The sequence below is a fragment of the Lentilactobacillus parakefiri genome, assembly GCF_002157585.1.
GTDB classification, from domain to species: domain Bacteria; phylum Bacillota; class Bacilli; order Lactobacillales; family Lactobacillaceae; genus Lentilactobacillus; species Lentilactobacillus parakefiri.
In genome coordinates, this window is record NZ_BDGB01000044.1 from 129,476 (window position 1) to 146,284 (window position 16,809).

Sequence of the window (16,809 nt, forward strand, 5' to 3'; positions counted from 1 at the left end):
ATTTTGATGCTTAACTATGATAAACAAGCTGATTGGTCAAACGGCTTCGGGGAGCACCAGTCGCCAATCTCGATTAGGACAGATTCAGTGAAGTGTTTGAAGGCGCCACTGGACTACCATGTTCTCAACGACTATCGGCTTCACCAAGAAATTGATGATGGGACGACCGTCCGCTTGACCGGAGAGGGGACGGCCGATATTTTCGGCCGCCAATTTAACTTTGTCCAGGTTCATTTTCATGCGCCGTCAGAGCACGTGATTAACGGCAAGCATTCTCCGCTGGAAATTCATTTGGTGCACCAAAATGCGATTGGCCAGCTAGTGGTCGTTGCGCTGTTAGTTTCGCTGGGAGAAAAGCAAAACCCTCAGCTACAGCAGATAATCGATCATTTTAACCAAGCTAAGACAACCACGATTGATTTGAATATTCGCGACTGGGCGCCGTGGTATCCGGTGGGTGCCCACTATCTCGGATCGTTGACTACACCGCCATTAACCGAAGGTGTCGAGTGGCTGGTGATTAGCAATCCTGAATTTACCGTGACGAAAGCGCAAGTCGACTGGTTCCAAACCCACTTTGGTGAGGACAATCGGGCAACCCAACCGGTGAATGGTCGGACCGTCGAACTATACAAGTAGGGTTACTGGCGACTTAACGAAAACGTTATCAATCTTTAAAAACGTTTTCTTGAACCCCCTATATTACTCCTATATGATAGGGGTGTTGATGAAAAAAGATATTATTGGGTTTTCAAGGAGGGGTTCAACATGAGATTTGATCTTAAGAGGTCCTTATTCTTATCATTGGCTGCATTAGGCTTCATCGCAGCCGCAGGGACTGTTAATGCGCAAAATGCGAGTGCCAAGACGTATGCTCGGGTGACATCAAATCAGCGTTTGGCAATGGCACCAACAGCTCGAAACGTTAATTTTACAGGAACCAGCGCCTTGTATACCAAGGCTGGTACATTGAGGGGAGCCAGAGTGGTTGCTTCAAAGGCTAAGTTGATGAGCTTGGCAAATTCTGGTGTGTCGACAAATAATGTTCGTGCATACCAGGTTGCCACAACCAATCGTGGATCGGTTTACTACAAAGTTGTCACCTATGACGGCGCCTATCGTGGTTGGATATATGGTGGTAAGGTTCAGTCGTCATTTGCCGGTGGGGTAACTTCGTTTAATACCTTTAAGAACGAAAACTTATCGACTTTGACTGATGCTCAGCAAAAAGCCACTTACAAGATTGCTAATCCAGGAACTGCCAACGACGGCAAGACGGTGACTTACAAACAGCCGGCTTGGACGCAATACAAAGTGGGGCGGGCGATTACTGATTCCACTTCATACGCCAACAACACGTTCAAGGTTGACAAGGTCGGGACCAGAACCCGGGAAGGCGACCAGTGGGTTCACATTACTGATACCGCTAATGCCAATTCACCGGCAAACGGCTGGATTTTATACAGCGGCTTGAAGCAGACTGAAGCACCGGTTGCTGACAACGCCATCCAAATTAATTTGGTCGATCCTGCCGACAATTCCAAAGTGATTAAATCAATCACGGTGACGAGAGATGGCGGTAAGAAGGGCGCCAACTTCGGCTACAACGACAACGGTAACTGGACGATCAGCATGTCTGACCGTACCAGTATCACCAACCAGATTAAAGATGCCTTGAAGGGCACAAACTACACGCTGGACACTTTGACGACCGGCCAAATGTCACAGATTGCCCAGACTAAATTGGGCGATTCCGTTAACATTTCGGTGAATGCGGCCACTAACATTGCCGACAATGCGTTACGGATTAATTTCCGCAAACCTGACGGAACGTCACTGAAGACCATTGATTTTGTTAAAGGTGGCGCAAACAAAGGCAGTTACGTTGGTTCAGCAGTGAGTGGCAGTGCCAACTGGACGGTAAGCGATGCTGACAAGCAGACCATTCAGGGTCAAGTCAACACGGCGCTTGCCAACTCAGGCTACCAGCTGCCGGGTGGCAATACCTTGAGTGACAGTCAGATTGATGCGATTGCCCGCGGACAGTATGGTAGTCAAGTTTCGCTGAATGTTGTGCCGGTGTCGGCTAACTATAGTACGATTACGCCTTATGGTTACGCAGAAGGTGACACATCTACTAAGAAGGCTTTGACCGGGATTAGCGGGGATACTTTAACTGCGCCGGTGACGGTTAAGGATTCAACTGGCAAAGTACTGATTAATAATGTTAATGCAAATGACATTACCGCAGATGTGGTGAAGGCGGCTATTAAGGAGTCCACAGATGATGATGCAACAGTGACAAAAGCAGTTAATGAAGCAATAATTGAGGTTGCTGCAACTCAGTATCAGTTGGGTGATAAAGACTTTAACAGTTTCAAGGGAACTGCAGGAGCGTCATTTACTGAAAAGCAGGCATTTGATTATGTTGATGGAGACAAGGACCTGCAAACACTACTTTCACCGAAGTTTAGTATGTTCCAGGAAAATGGTGATCTTGTCCCGATGCCTGCCACAATTCAGTTTACCGTTAAATCTGCAGATTCAGGACATTTTGGAACGCCAGTGAACGTTTATTACAGTTACAACGTATCGTAATTTAATATGAGTAATGATAAGGCATCCTTTCTGAGGGTGTCTTATTTACTTGGAATTAGAAAAAATTGGTGGTTTATTCGGAGAATATTAAAACAAATCGGACACCCAATTGAAGGGATGCCCGATTGTTGAGGCGGTTAATCAAGTAATGTTTGACGCTGCTGCAACCCAGTATCAGCTGGCTGACAAAGACTTCAATAGTTTCAAGGGAACAGCTGGACTTTCGTTCTCTGATCAGTAGGCGTTTGACCATGTCAATGGAGATGCCCAGTTGAAAACCTTAACGTCACCGAAGTTCAAGACGTTTAATGATGATGGCAGCGAGAAGGTTGCAGGTAATACATTTAACTATACCGTGAAGTCAGCGGATTCTGGACATTTCGGCACACCAGTTAATGTTTACTATACGTACCCAACCTAAGCTCAGTTAAATATGAAAAATTTGTAAGATAACAGGAATGAGGTATCCGAATGGATATCTCATTTTTACTTTGTTCTTAGTTAAATATTTTTACTATAATCTAAATTGTATCTCAATTTTAATCTATTTTATTGATTTTTAAGTCGAAACATATGTTCCCTTCTGGTATGATTATTATCACTGATAGAATTGATTTGGGGGTGCCAACATGGCTAAGGCAACACTTTACCATGCGACATCGCATGCGAATGCGGGGAAGATTTTACGAGAGGGCTTCAGGATACCTCAGGTTTCCTGGGGTGAAATTGTTACACATCATACTACTAAAAGTCCAGGCAGCTTAGGATACGGGATTTATGGTTTTTTAAATGACTCACAACTTGCTGAGGAGTTTTGGTCCTCTGCTACCAGTTTTTCACAAAAACATGATACTATTGAGATACAAATTAAGTATGATGATGAGAACTGCTTAAACTTTGTTGACAATATTAAAGATATGATTTTCTTTCGAGAGTTTTTAAGAAATTCTCATACACAGGCCCAACTTCGAAATCTCCATCGCATGTTTTACAATAGCTTCAAGCAATACGCATTTGATGGGGCAATTTTAGAATATTATATTAGCTATTTACGGCATACAAAAGATTTTGAAACAGTTGATGTTGTTTGTTGTGCGACAGCTACTGATGTGTATCATAATTTTAAGATCTTTATTCCCAACGGAATTGAATACAATTTACGAAATCAATCAGTAATTGAAGCTTTCAACATTAAGGAGAATATAAATGGTTAAATATCTGAAAAGTGATGAAGAAGTATTGAAGGACATTGCTCAAGCAGCCAAGGATCTTAGAGTTGAAGATCTAATCCCATATTTAAAAGCTGCAGAGGATTGGGATAAAAATAACCGGGATGAATTCGATGACGTCCATCCTGCTGAGCAACGGCAAAAAACGAGCTTTAATTAACGACAGATTCACAGTGGCCCTTTTAGGAGTGATACAATGGCTGAGTATTTAAAGAGTCAGGAAGAAATTCGAAAAGTCATTCATCAAGCCACAGAAGACTTAAGACCCGAAGATTTAATCCCATACCTGGAAGCAGCAGAGGATTGGGAAAAGAACCACCGCGATGAATTTGATTTTGTTCAAAACATCGATAAACCAAAAGAAACCAAGTTGACAAAATAATTTGCTAAAGCAAATAGGGCACCCCACAATGGGATGCCCTATTTTGATACATAAGCTATGTTAGCCAACGCGACTCGTGCCTGTTTTGTAATTGATTTTGACGCCGGCTTGGATATTTTTGATATAAATATTGAAATGAACTTTGTTGCTGCCAACTGATTTGCCTTGCATTTGAACACCACGGGCTAACAGGTCATGACCTTTGAAGACCGGTCTGACCTGGTAACGAATATAGTGTTTGTAGCTGCCACGAAGATAGTAGGCAACTTGGTTCTCATACTTCAGCATGCCCGGTGTATTCAATGACCTGGTGCCAGTAATCAAATTCTTGAGATTGTTGTTTTGACCGGTCAGTTGATAGCCGATTAGGTGGCAGCGGTTATACAACCAGCCACCCTTAATTCGCTTATTGTGCCAGCCGGTAGGGTCAACGTACAGTGGCTCCCGCTTAGCAGTTGGCATTAAGCGCTTGTTCAGGAGTGCGTTAGCTGTGGTTGCCCGATTCAAGAAATCCAGGTTGCCGTAACGTTGCCAAGCACCATGGCTGCGAGATAACGTACTCTTGGAGAATTTCGGCCGATTGTGATTAATGATCACAATTTGTTTGCCACTGACTCGAATCGGCTTGTTACTGGTTCGGGCAGCCTTCTTTCTGGCTTTGTTGGCCTTCTTTCTAGTTGTCTTTCTCGTGTGGGGATTAAAGTCGGTCTTCGCCAAGGTTAAGCCCCGCTTTTTTGCAGTTGAGAGCTTAACCTTATAGACTTTCTTCGCCCGGTTTAATCCTCGGTTGTGGCGATGGTAAAAGTAATGTTTCCCAGTACGGGTGACGTAGACGTAGGTTGTTGCAGCCGTGGGGGTCGTTTCTGGCTGCGAATAGCTGACTCCGCCGACCATTATGACCGTCAGTAAGAAACAGTAGATGATTTTCTTCATAATTTCACTCCTCGGGATGGTTGCTGTGATTTAATGAACATAATTTATTCTAACATTAATTTTTTGAAGAAAATAATCTCAAGTTTCGTACGACCAATCATTGCCGATTGTCAAGCAAAATACTTTCCGGAATGATAATAAATGCCTAGAACCATCAATGGGGTGGTATTAAAATATAGATAAGATTAAATAACATATTAATATTATTGAGGTGGAATAGATGAACAAATTAAGAATCAAGCAAGCCCTATTGGGATCCGCAGCCCTTTTGGGAATGACTGTTGCATTTGGCGTGCTTAACGGCCAAAACGCTGCCGCCGCGAAGCTGACTGCCAACCGGCCATTAGCCACACCGGCCAACCAACGCAATGTCACATTTACCGGCACGCATGCACTTTATACCAAAGTGGGAACGCTCAAGGGGGCTAAAGTGGTGGCAACCCGCAGTGCGCTTGCCGCTTTGAGTCAGTCACCGGTTTCAAGCGATAATGTCCGTGCTTACCGATTGGCGACGACCAGCACCGGTGCGGTTTACTTTAAGGTAGTGACGTTTAATCACAAGTATCGCGGCTGGATATATGGCGGCCGGCAGTCCGGCTCCTTTAACGGCGGTCTGAAGCCATACAGCACCTTCACTTCGCAGGGACTATCCGCCTTAACCGCTGCTCAACAGTCCGCGACCTACAAGATTGCGGCGACTGGAACGGGGCAAGACGGCGTTACTTATAAACAGCCGGCCTGGACGGACTATGGGGTCGGCAAAGCAATCACCGACTCGACACCGTATGCCAACACAACCTTTAAGATTGACCAAGTCGGCAAACGGACCCGTGAGCAGGATCAGTGGGTGCACATTGTCGATTCCAGCAATGCCAATTCGCCGGCAAACGGCTGGATTTTACTTAGCAACCTGAAGCAGCGCGCTCAAACCAATCCAACTACCAGCGCTGATGCCACCGTCTTGAAGATTAACTTGGCAAAGCCGGATGGGACGTTTATCAAGACGATTAGCTGGACGAAGGCAACGGCAGTAACTGGAAAAACTGTTGGCCAGGCAGTTGCCCCACAAAGCAGCCAATGGCTCTTGAACCCAGCAGATCAAACAGCTCTTCAGGATCAGATCAATGCTCAGTTATCAGGAACTGGCTATCAGCTGAACGGCGGCCAACTATCCGCCACCCAAATAGATCAGCTCGCCAGGGGGACTTTTGGTAGTCAAATTAATCTCCAGGTAGCGGCAGTTCCAGCGAAGGTCGCCAGCACGATTGCACCGTCCACCTTTATTAACAATAATCTCACTGATGTCGGTGATTTGACGGGCACCACCAGCGAGTATGGGACGAATCCGGCATCCTTTAAGATTGGGGATGACGAGAAAAAAACTGATCTAACTGCTACTGAAATTTCCCAGCAGGATCCAACCAAACCAGAAAGTTTAGCTTACCGGATTAAGCACTTAACAGGAACTGCCCAGTCAGATGCCTTAGTTGCGGTCAACGGTGCCTTTTACAACGCGGCGACTCAACAGTTTGCGTCCAACGGCGTCAACTTAGATGGGTTTGCGGGCGTCAAGGGGGCCGATTTCAGTGGATCGGATCTCCAGCAGTATCTGAAGTCAAACTTAAACACTTTGACCTCACCGAAGTACCCCGTCTTTTCAGCCGATGGCAGCGTGACTTACAAGACAATTACTTTTAAGCTGGCGCTCGGTAACATTCTTGGCGGCACGTTCGGCAACCCCGTGATTGCTTTTTACACCTATGATGTTTACCATCCTCAGGCCTAGGTTGCCCCTATAAGCCGGTAAGCATGTTTAATAAGTAATCAAGTCGTTCTAAATGATTTACTAAAAAGGTATCTTCACAAAAAAGTCACACTTTATTCATTGGATATTCACAATTTGTCCGATGAACATCTACTAATAAATCCTTATAGCAATTGCTATACCAGCCACTATAAGGATTTATTTTATACTAAAAAGTATGACCTTTCTGTGAACATTTCCTAATTTTATACATTTTCCTTCACATTTGTGATAATCTTTTAGAAGTGAAATATTACTGCCAATAAAAAGTTTGGCTACTTTTAGTAATATGATTTTCACTTCTCGTTTAGCGCGCTTAACTAGATGACTATTGTTACACAATTGGAGGAATAGAATTTGAAGAACAATTTGAAAAAATCACTTTTTGTGGGGATTGCTGCTTTAGGCTTCGTTGCTGTTGCCGGTACCGCTAATGCTACCCAGGCAAGTGCAAAGACCTACGCCAAGGCAACCTCTAACAAGGCTTTATCAGGTGATGCAACCACTCGCAACGTCAACTTTACCGGTAACGCCGCTTTATACACTAAAGCCGGCACCCTCAAAGGCGCAAAAGTTGTTGCAGGTAAGACGACATTGGGAACTTTTGCTGACAGCCAGAGCTCAAAACATAACGTTCGTGCCTACCGGGTTGCAACCACTAACCGCGGTTCAGTTTACTACAAGGTCGTTTCATTTGACGGCCAATACCGTGGCTGGATTTACGGCGGCAAGTCAGCAACTGCCTTTGGCGGCGGTGTTGAATCATACAGCACCACGACTGCCCCTGCAGCAACCACTGACACAACGTCTTCAGCTTCATCCGCATCATCCGCAACTTCAACCAGCACAAATGGCCAAACAAGTGGCTTAACTGCTGATCAGAAGGCTGCGACTTACAAGATTGCCACCGTTGGGACTTCAAACGATGGCACTCAAGTCACTTACACATTCCCTGCATGGACTCAGTACAGAAAGGGCCGTGTCATCACCGACTCAACCCCATACAAGGACGCTACTTTCAAGGTAACTGATCAAACAACCCGTACTCGCGAAGGCGACTTATGGGTTAAGATCGAAGCTACCGACTCAAAGAACAGCAAAGCGAACGGTTGGATCAAATACAGTGGTTTGACTAAGACCACTGATACGCCTTCAACTGACTTTGATGCCAACAAGAGTGTTAAGATTAGCTTCCGTGATACCACAACTGGTAAAACCTTAGATAAATCTGCTACTTGGACCACTGCTTCAAGCAACACGAAGCAGGGTGATTCAGTTGCCAGCCTGGTTAACAATGGCGGCTATAATTTAGCTGATTACATCAAGACCCAAATATCAGCCCCAACAGGTTACACTTTAAACAGCCGTACCACCACTCCTGATGTTACTACTGCTAAGTTTGGCGATACTTTAACTATTGACGTTACCCCAGCTGCTAAAGCTGCTGCCAAAGTATCATTTTATTACCAAGAAGGCGACAAGGGCGCAATTCACCAAATGAGTGAAAGTGACTTTGCATTTGGTTACCCGGCATTAACTGCCGACAACCAAACTAAAGCGCTGCCTAAGACCACACCTGATGGGTCATTTAAGGTTTCTGATTACTTCGGTAGTGATAAAGACAAGAATGCTTTTGTTACTCAACTTGATGCATCAAAGACCGCAACCAAAGATGTTAAGAATTTGGTAGACCCATCAACCAAAGGGACTGCATTCTTTGCAAAAACTGGTTTTTATGGCCAGAACGTTGATGGCAGTAACGGTGCGCAACGCTACTTCTATGTTTACCAACCAGACTGGACTAAGGCCAACAATTCTGACAATCAATCAGATGGCTCAACAGTTAAGGTCGTTCTTCAACGCTTCACTACGACGAATCAACTGCCTGCTACACCAGATAAAGATTCAAACGCAAACACTGATTATATTGCAAAATAATCATTAACAGACAATACTTTCCAGAAACACATCCATTTCAATTTTCATCACACAGCACAACTCTACAAGTAAATAGGGGGGATTGGGCAAGGGATTGTCCAACCTCCTTTACTTTTCAAAGTTTCATCCAATATGATAAAAACATAATTTGTAGTCGCATATTCAATCAAGCGGTTTATGCGAGTGGCTGAAGGACTTCAAGCATCTTTCAGCTAAAAAAGAGACAATGAAGGGCCGAAGACAAACGGAAATTGTCTTCGGCCCTTTGTGTCCCCGGATACATCCGGCTTTTCTGCCCAATCTTTTCGACCCACGACCGACCGCGCCCTGATTACAATGACAAACTTAAATAAACCTTAAAAAATGAATAATTTAATAATATCTATGCACTTTTGTTGCATTGTTTTATTCACGTCACATTCATGAAACAACTTAAGAAATTTGTCCAAACACTGTAATATCACTGACCTCATAACAAGCTATACTAGATGTATTCTTTGTTAAGGAGGAATGGAAATTGAATAAAAATCTAAAAAGATCAATTTATGCAGGAATTGCGGCTTTAAGTTTTGTCGCAATTGCTGGGACCGCTAACGCAACTAACGCCAGCGCCAAGTCATATGCTAAGGTGACATCGAACAAAGCCTTAACGACTGACGCCACAAGTCGAAACGTTAATGTTAACGGCACGAATGCATTATATACCAAAGCTGGAACTTTGAAGGGTGCGAAGACAGTTGCCACCAAAGCAACCTTGAGCAACCTTTCTACTTCGAAGAGTAGTGAAAAGAACTGGCGCGCCTATCGAGTAGCCACTACTAATCGTGGATCAGTCTACTATAAGATTGTTTCGTACGATGGCAGTTATCGCGGCTGGATTTACGGTGGTAAGTCAACGACAGCATTTGCCGGTGGGGTAAAATCATACAACACAACGACTGACCCAACTGCTTCGACTGACTCAAGCTCATCAGCATCTTCATACTCAACAACCTCTTCGCAAGCTAGTCAGACAACTGCTTTGACCACTGCGCAAAAAGCTGCAACGTATAAGATTGCCACCCCAGGTACCGCGAATGATGGCACAGAAGTAACCTATACTTATCCCGCATGGACGCAATACAAGAAGGGCCGGGTAATCACCGACTCAACCCCATACAAGGATGCCACTTTCAAGGTTACTGACGAAACTACCCGTACCCGTGAAGGCGACTTGTGGGTTAAGATTGAAGCAACTGATTCCGCCAACAGCAAGGCTAACGGCTGGATTAAGTACAGCGGCTTAACCACTGCGTCAACGACACCTACTTCAACATTTGACGCTGACACGAGTGTTAAGATTGCTTACCGTGATACTTCAACTGGTAAGACGATCAGCAAGACCAACACTTGGACGACTGCATCAACTGGTACTAAGGAAGGCGACAGTGCCGTCAACTACACCGATTCAAATGGCCGAACCATTGGCAAGTTTATTTACGCTGAAGGCGCACCTTCTGGCTATAAGATCAACACTTCCGACAGCAAAGATCTTGCGACTGACGGTAGTAACGCAACCGTTGCCCCAGCGCTTTCAAGTGCCAAGTTCGGCTCAACTTTGACTGTTGATGTGACGCCAGTTGCCTCACAGACCAAAGTTAAGTTTGACGTTGCCGGCACCACAGGAACAGCCAACTCATCATTATCATCGAATGATTTTCTTTACGGTTTCCCAGCTTTAACGGCTTCAGCTCAGACTGACGCATTACCAGCTGGTGGTGCGACCGATGGCACCTTCACCGTATCTGACTACTTCGGTGCCAATGGTAAGTTCACCAAGGTATTGAACAGTGCAAGTTCATCAAACAGTGTTCAAACAATTTATCGAAACAGTGATATCTGGGATATTAATGGTAATGAAGTATCAACGACCGGCTTAACTGGTTTCTTTGGTCAAAAAGATGCAACCAAGTCAACCAGTTCAGCTCCAGCTTATTACTTCTACGTTTATAACCCAACTAAGACCCTTGCTGCCAACGCTTCAACACTGGCTAACGGCTCAAGTGTCAACCTGGTGTTCGATCGATACACGACCAACACAACACCTAATAAGGTTAACTCTGATTTGAATGCCAACACAGATTACATTTCAAAATAATCTGAAGGGATGTTCCAGGTTCCAATATGATCAGCAGCATACGCCAACATCGTATGTGCATTAAAATTGTATTCTTCAAACTAGGTCAAGAGGGGGGATTTAGGCGAAGCAATTCGTCTGCCCTCCTTTTGTGTTAACAATTTTCCCCAATATAATATGTTGAAATAGTTCACGCATATTCAATCAAGCGGTTTATGCGAATAGAAGGGATGCTTCAAGCTCATTTCTTCTTGATCAGCTGTTATTTCATCAATGAGACCGCGGTAAAAATAATTTATCGCGGTTTTGTTTTGTCTGCCTACCCCATTGAGTGGGCAAACAGCATTAATTTTCTCTGGGGTTACGGTTGCGTACCGTTGGGGTTGTTGCTGAAAAGATGATATACTTAAAGAGGTTGGTTTATCCCTGTAACTTTATTAAAGGCTTCAAACAACTTTTATACTGAGGGGTTATACTTATCCGAATTTTTAACATATTGGAGGAATGTCATTTGAAAAAAACTTTGAAAAAGTCTCTTTTCGTGGGGGTTGCTGCATTAGGACTTGTTGCAGCTGTTGGGACTGCTAACGCAACTTCAGCAAGCGCCAAATCATATGCAAAAGTAACTTCCAACAAAACACTTGGAGGGAATGCGACTGCTCGTAACGTCAACTTTACCGGCAAGAGTGCTTTATACACTAAAGCTGGTACGTTGCGTGGTGCTCGAGTAAAAGCCAGCAAAGCTGTTTTAGGCAGTTTTGCCAACTCAAAGAGCTCACAGCATAACGTTCGGGCTTACCGAGTTGCTACCACTAACCGAGGATCCGTTTACTATAAGGTTGTGTCATTTGATGGTGCATACCGTGGCTGGATTTACGGTGGTAAGACCTCTGGTGTCTTTGGCGGCGGTGTTGCTCAATACAACACAACCACTGATCCACAGGCATCAACTGATACCAGTTCATCCGTTAACTCAAGTGCCTCAATTAATACCCAAGGTCAAACAACCGGCTTAAGCGCAACTCAAAAGGCTGCTACTTACAAGATTGCCAACCCTGGTACTTCTAATGATGGCACCGAAGTTACCTATACCTACCCAGCATGGACTCAATATAAGCAGGGCCGAGTCATTACCGATTCAACCCCTTATAAAGACGCTACTTTCAAGGTAACCGATGAAACCACTCGGACCCGTGAAGGCGACCTTTGGGTTAAGATTGAAGCAACTGACGCTGCCAACAGCAAGGCTAATGGCTGGATTCTCTACAGTGGCTTGAAGCAAGCAACTGCACCTACTCCAGTTGAGAACTTTAATGCTGATACCAGTGTTAAGATTGCTTACCGTGACGTTTCAACTGGTAAGACACTTTCAAACACCAATACTTGGACCACCGCTTCAACTGGTACCAAGCAAGGTAATAGTGTTGGTGCTTTGGTAAACGCTAAGGCACAAAACCTTGGAACATTTATTGCTGCCACTGGTGCTCCTACTGGCTACAAACTCAACACAACTAGTGGTGATCTAAAGGGTGATGGTAGTAATGTTGTTGTGACTCCCGCACTTTCAAGTGCTACCTTTGGTGCTACTTTGACTGTCGATGTAACACCAGTTGCTGGACAATCTAAAGTTAGCTTCTCAATGAAAGGTCAAAGTGGGACTCAAAACTCCGCTTTATCATCAAGCGACTTCTTGTATGGCTTCCCACCTCTGACTCCATCAGCTCAATCAAGTGCTTTGCCTGCTAATGGATCTGTTAATGGAACATTCAACACCAAAGATTACTTTGGCCCAGATGGTTCATTCACTAAAGCTTTGAAAAACCCTAGTTCATCAAGTGCTGTTCAAACCATTTACAGTGATATCTGGGATGTTAATGGTAATGAAGTTAACAACATTAGTGCAACTCCTGGAATTGGTTCTGGCTTAACCGGGTTCTTTGGTCAAGTCAATAGCAGTAAATCAACGGCAAGTGCGGTTGCTCACTACTTCTATGTGTACGATCCGGCAGCAACTTTGAGTGCCAATGCTTCATCATTACCAAACGGATCTAAAGTAACGCTTGTTTTTGATCAATATACGACTAATACAACGCCCGCAAAGTTAAATTCTGATTTGAATGCTAACTCTGACTACGCTGGTTAATACGTTTTAAAACGATTCATATTTTCACCCATTCCAGCTCTACAAACTTAATATGTAATGTCGACCAAAGTGATTTGGCCGTCCGCTTTATGGAATCACCGTTCCGTCAATATGATTTGTAGTTGCACACAGGTAACGATTAAATTGCTGGGTGGGGAAGGTACTTCAAGCATGCCTTTTCCAGGCAATTTTAAAAAATAAACTAGCGATCCGATTAAATTCGGGTCGCTGGTTTTGTTTTACACAACTATTTTTATTGATCTGGTTTAATTTTAGTAATCAGTGGCGGGCTTTGTAGAAGTGGTTTTCTTAGTGGTCGTTGTCTTACTGGTAGTCTTCTTAGTAGAAGTGGTCTTCTTAATCTGATCCTTTGGGAAATTATCAATCATAAACTTGGCGATGTCCCGCGCCATCAGTTGATAAGTCTTGGCAGCCGGATGCAAGCGGCCGTCGTTAAATCGGTCAATGTGGTTGGCGTCAGTAATCAAATTAGGGTCAACGTCCTGCCAGTTGAGGTATGGGACGTCATTTTGCTGATAGACTTCAGCTTCAGCACTTCTCAACTCGTTCATGGTGTAACCACCTTGGCCGGTCACATCATCGGAATTTTGATTATTATCATAGCGGGTAATTGGCAGAATCCCGTAGATGATCAAGTTCTTATTTTCGGCTTTCATCTTTTTAATATTGGTATCCAAAGTGTTCTTAATTTGGTCAATCGTCGAATCCGTGTGACCATAATCATTCGTGCCATAGGCGATGGTGGCGACGTTATATTTGGCGAAGTTGGTATCATTAACCGTTGTGGTCAAATCGCCTGGTGTTGACATGTCGCCGGCATCACACAAGAAGGCACCGTTATAGGCGGCATTATCAACTTTGACATTCAGGTAACGGGCCAGCCAGGTTGGGTAGCCGGAATCCAAAGTCTCATAGCCATCGTAGCCAGCGGTGATGGAATCGCCCATGGTGATGAGCTTGTCTGATTTGAAGTAGTCACTATTTTTCATTGCGATGTCAAACGTTCCTTCCGAAATATCTTGTAAGTTGCCGCGCCAGACCCAGCCGTTTTGTTTGCCGGAACCACTTTTGATGTAGTACCAGACGGAGTTGCCTTTGCCCTGGGCCGAACGGTCAATCACAGCTCTTTTATAAGTGTACCAGGTTACCTTGGCGAAGTCTTTAGCAGACCCCAAAGTCTTGTTCAAGCCGGAAGTGGTGTAGACGTAGCCGCCCTTTAAATGATAGGGAAGGGGCTGATCATAATCCTCAGTAGAAACGATTGAGGCAGCTGGAATTGATTTTTTAGTGTTGTCACTAGTTGATTTGGATTGATTACTTGACGAGCTGGTCGAGGTCGGGGTTGTCGGGGTCGTCATCGCAGCACGAGTGGGTGCCACGATCACCGCGATCCCCAAGGCGGCTGTGATGGCAGTCGTTATGTAAAAACGTTTATTCATATCAATTATCTCCTCATAAATTTGAACTATGTATTACTTTAGCATGATATTGTTACGAAACCCTTACATGCCGCTTACACTCAAATGAAGAGTTGGTGCACAACTTGCTTATTTTTAGTAAATCAATTATGATTACTTTTACCAAGAAACTACGAGAACAATTGACTAGAATGCACTCGGGGGAGTCAACAAATGAATATCAAAGTAAAATACAGGTTAACACTGTTATTTTCATTGATGGTCTTCGGTGGTTTGGGGATGAATACTCAAGTCAATGCCGCCAGCGATGATTCAACTGTGGCAACGGTCCAGGTTCAGTCGGTAAGTAAAACCGATTCAGCTGCGTCCGTGAACCCGGCTGAGGGGACCTCATCCAACGTTTCAGCGGAGGAGTCAAGTAATCGCACAGCCGCTAATGTTGGCGACTCAAAGGCTAAAGAGAATTCCAGCAGCGTCACAACTACATATGGGGATGCCAAAGATAACCAGGTCAAACCTAACAGCGGCAATGATAAAGATGATTCAGAATCAACTACTGTTGATAGTTCAACTGATGCTTCACAGCAGTCGTCAGCTCAAAAAGAAAGTTCATCTGATAATAAAACAAACGACGAGTCAGCCAGCTCAGTCGTTGATCCTGCTGTGGATGCCGATGTTGACACACCGGACGTTACTGATGACAGCGATTCAAGTAAGGCCTCTAAGCCAGTCATTGATAAGGCAGCTGTTGATGCTGACAAATCAAGCACTGCGGATCAAGAAACCCCCGCTGCCAGTGATGGGGCGGCTGATAATTCAGCAGCGGTAGATGCTTCCAAGTCAGGACAGCCTCAGGAGACACTGGCGGGGATCAATCAGCCAATCATTGAAAGCACCCACATTCATAATGATATTGTGGGTGATACATTTGCGGATCACGTCACAAAAAGCGATCCGAAAGCGATCAAGGAAGTGACCGCGATTGCGAATAACAAGACAAAGCTGTTGACGTTTAACGCCTTTTCAGATAAGATTTATCGTCACGTACTAAAGACGGCCCAAAAGCCGGGGACAGTGACGACCACCACTGGACATAAGGTGACGTTGACGACGCCTGTCAAGCACGTTAAGTACACCGAACACGATTCGACCGGGATTTCTGAAACCCTTCCGGTCATGGCGACCCTGGTCATTATTGGCGTAGCTGGCATTACCTTTATTGCCTTTGACCCACTTAGATTTTTATTTAAATAGCACATTTGATGAAGCACGGCCGGGAAGACTTGCCGTGTTTTTTGCTGTTTAAAAGTACCCCAATCCAACGTTTAGAAATAAATTAAAAAAAGAGGATTTAATCCTTGCAAACGCTTCCAGATATGATATTATATAGTCAAGGAAGGGAAAAGAAGTTCGAAGCATAGGGGTTTCAGCCTACTTTGAATGTTCTTCGATCCAAGATTAATATGTTGTTATGTCACAAGATTATTTTCAAATGTTTCACATGTAGAGCGCATCGTTGTTTATTTTAAGTTTTAAGAGTTTGAGGTTCACGATTCATAGAAGCATGGTTCAATAGATGTTTTATTAGCCGCTTGTTTCAAAGATTCACAGAGTTTCAAATTGTTTCAGTTTAAAATAACAGAAGGTTAATTCAGGTGATTAAGTGTTTGAATATAATGTTATGAGTCACACATGTGCAAATATGAATCCCATGATTCACTATTGAAAACCTGGTGGAGTAATTGAAAAGAGTTATGTACAGAGGTCACTTGTAGTGGATCCGAGCAATTCATTCGAATATCAAATTGATGTGATATCAAGTTGATGAAAGTTTCAAGAGACAGGTTAAGGTTCACAGGTTTAAGTACCATGCACCTTAGGTTTATGTATCACGTATCAAGCAGTTGTTCCAAGTATGATAGTTTCACGTAGAACCAAAATGTTGACCGCACGGCAAATTTATCAATAAAGTAAAAACGTGAAAATGATTAAAGTTTGCGGCAGTTGGATCAACAAATAGTTAGATTGAGGCGATAAAACATTAAAGTTCTAATGAAGTGGGTATCAACCCCAAAGTTCCCTTCCGTATAGGATTTAAGCTTGCAGTACCTAAATGCGAGTTTGAATCCTATTTTTTTGTAGAGTGCGGACTGGGGCGGTTAGTGCCCGGAGCCTAAGTCAGCTTTGGGCGAAGTCGAGTTTGACTTTGCCCGAAGCTGACTTAGGT

The 16,809-nt window shown here is 44.1% G+C and carries 14 protein-coding genes; 12 read left to right on the forward strand and 2 right to left on the reverse strand.

What is annotated here, in order from left to right; all coding sequences use genetic code 11:
* Positions 1–6 precede the first annotated feature (6 nt).
* From LPKJCM_RS04680 to LPKJCM_RS04700, 7 genes are all read left to right on the forward strand, one after another.
* Positions 7–639, forward strand: coding sequence for a carbonic anhydrase family protein (locus LPKJCM_RS04680; RefSeq protein WP_057962471.1), 633 nt, complete (start codon positions 7–9; stop codon positions 637–639).
* 129 nt (positions 640–768) lie between these two features.
* Entirely contained in the window at positions 769–2,598 is a 1,830-nt protein-coding gene (locus tag LPKJCM_RS04685) for a hypothetical protein (protein WP_057962470.1), read from the forward strand.
* 109 nt (positions 2,599–2,707) lie between these two features.
* Complete coding sequence (locus LPKJCM_RS13735; protein ID WP_263851679.1) at positions 2,708–2,839, forward strand: hypothetical protein; 132 nt, start codon at positions 2,708–2,710, stop codon at positions 2,837–2,839.
* Positions 2,840–2,869: 30 nt separating this feature from the next.
* On the forward strand, positions 2,870–3,019 hold the full coding sequence (locus LPKJCM_RS13160; protein WP_165758567.1) for a hypothetical protein: 150 nt from the start codon (positions 2,870–2,872) through the stop codon (positions 3,017–3,019).
* 208 nt (positions 3,020–3,227) lie between these two features.
* Entirely contained in the window at positions 3,228–3,812 is a 585-nt protein-coding gene (locus LPKJCM_RS04690) for a hypothetical protein (RefSeq protein WP_057962469.1), read from the forward strand.
* Positions 3,805–3,987 carry a hypothetical protein gene (locus LPKJCM_RS04695; protein WP_057962468.1) on the forward strand — a complete coding sequence of 61 codons (183 nt, stop codon included), beginning with the start codon at positions 3,805–3,807 and terminating at the stop codon, positions 3,985–3,987. Before LPKJCM_RS04690 ends, LPKJCM_RS04695 begins: the two co-directional genes overlap by 8 nt.
* Positions 3,988–4,023: 36 nt before the next feature.
* Entirely contained in the window at positions 4,024–4,209 is a 186-nt protein-coding gene (locus tag LPKJCM_RS04700; RefSeq protein ID WP_057962467.1) for a hypothetical protein, read from the forward strand.
* Between the two features lie 60 nt (positions 4,210–4,269).
* Here the strand turns inward: LPKJCM_RS04700 and LPKJCM_RS04705 are convergent, their stop codons facing one another.
* Positions 4,270–5,142, reverse strand: coding sequence for a DNA/RNA non-specific endonuclease (locus tag LPKJCM_RS04705; RefSeq protein ID WP_057962466.1), 873 nt, complete (start codon positions 5,140–5,142; stop codon positions 4,270–4,272).
* 220 nt (positions 5,143–5,362) lie between these two features.
* Between LPKJCM_RS04705 and LPKJCM_RS04710 the strand changes: the two genes are divergently transcribed.
* The 4 genes from LPKJCM_RS04710 to LPKJCM_RS04725 all read left to right on the forward strand — a co-directional run bounded on the left by LPKJCM_RS04710 (position 5,363) and on the right by LPKJCM_RS04725 (position 13,143).
* A complete protein-coding gene (locus LPKJCM_RS04710; RefSeq protein WP_087069556.1) occupies positions 5,363–6,928 on the forward strand; it encodes a GW dipeptide domain-containing protein in 1,566 nt (521 codons plus the stop codon).
* Positions 6,929–7,303: 375 nt separating this feature from the next.
* A complete protein-coding gene (locus tag LPKJCM_RS04715; RefSeq protein ID WP_057962465.1) occupies positions 7,304–8,884 on the forward strand; it encodes a hypothetical protein in 1,581 nt (526 codons plus the stop codon).
* Positions 8,885–9,401: 517 nt separating this feature from the next.
* Complete coding sequence (locus LPKJCM_RS04720) at positions 9,402–11,021, forward strand: hypothetical protein (protein ID WP_057962464.1); 1,620 nt, start codon at positions 9,402–9,404, stop codon at positions 11,019–11,021.
* A 490-nt stretch (positions 11,022–11,511) separates the two neighbouring features.
* Positions 11,512–13,143 carry a hypothetical protein gene (locus LPKJCM_RS04725; RefSeq protein WP_057962463.1) on the forward strand — a complete coding sequence of 544 codons (1,632 nt, stop codon included), beginning with the start codon at positions 11,512–11,514 and terminating at the stop codon, positions 13,141–13,143.
* A gap of 272 nt (positions 13,144–13,415) precedes the next feature.
* On the opposite strand, the gene LPKJCM_RS04730 is transcribed toward LPKJCM_RS04725, so the two are convergent.
* Positions 13,416–14,603 carry an SGNH/GDSL hydrolase family protein gene (locus tag LPKJCM_RS04730; protein WP_057962462.1) on the reverse strand — a complete coding sequence of 396 codons (1,188 nt, stop codon included), beginning with the start codon at positions 14,601–14,603 and terminating at the stop codon, positions 13,416–13,418.
* Positions 14,604–14,795: 192 nt separating this feature from the next.
* Between LPKJCM_RS04730 and LPKJCM_RS04735 the strand changes: the two genes are divergently transcribed.
* Positions 14,796–15,836: a hypothetical protein gene (locus tag LPKJCM_RS04735; RefSeq protein ID WP_057962461.1), complete on the forward strand. Its 1,041-nt coding sequence runs from the start codon at positions 14,796–14,798 to the stop codon at positions 15,834–15,836.
* Positions 15,837–16,809 lie beyond the last annotated feature (973 nt).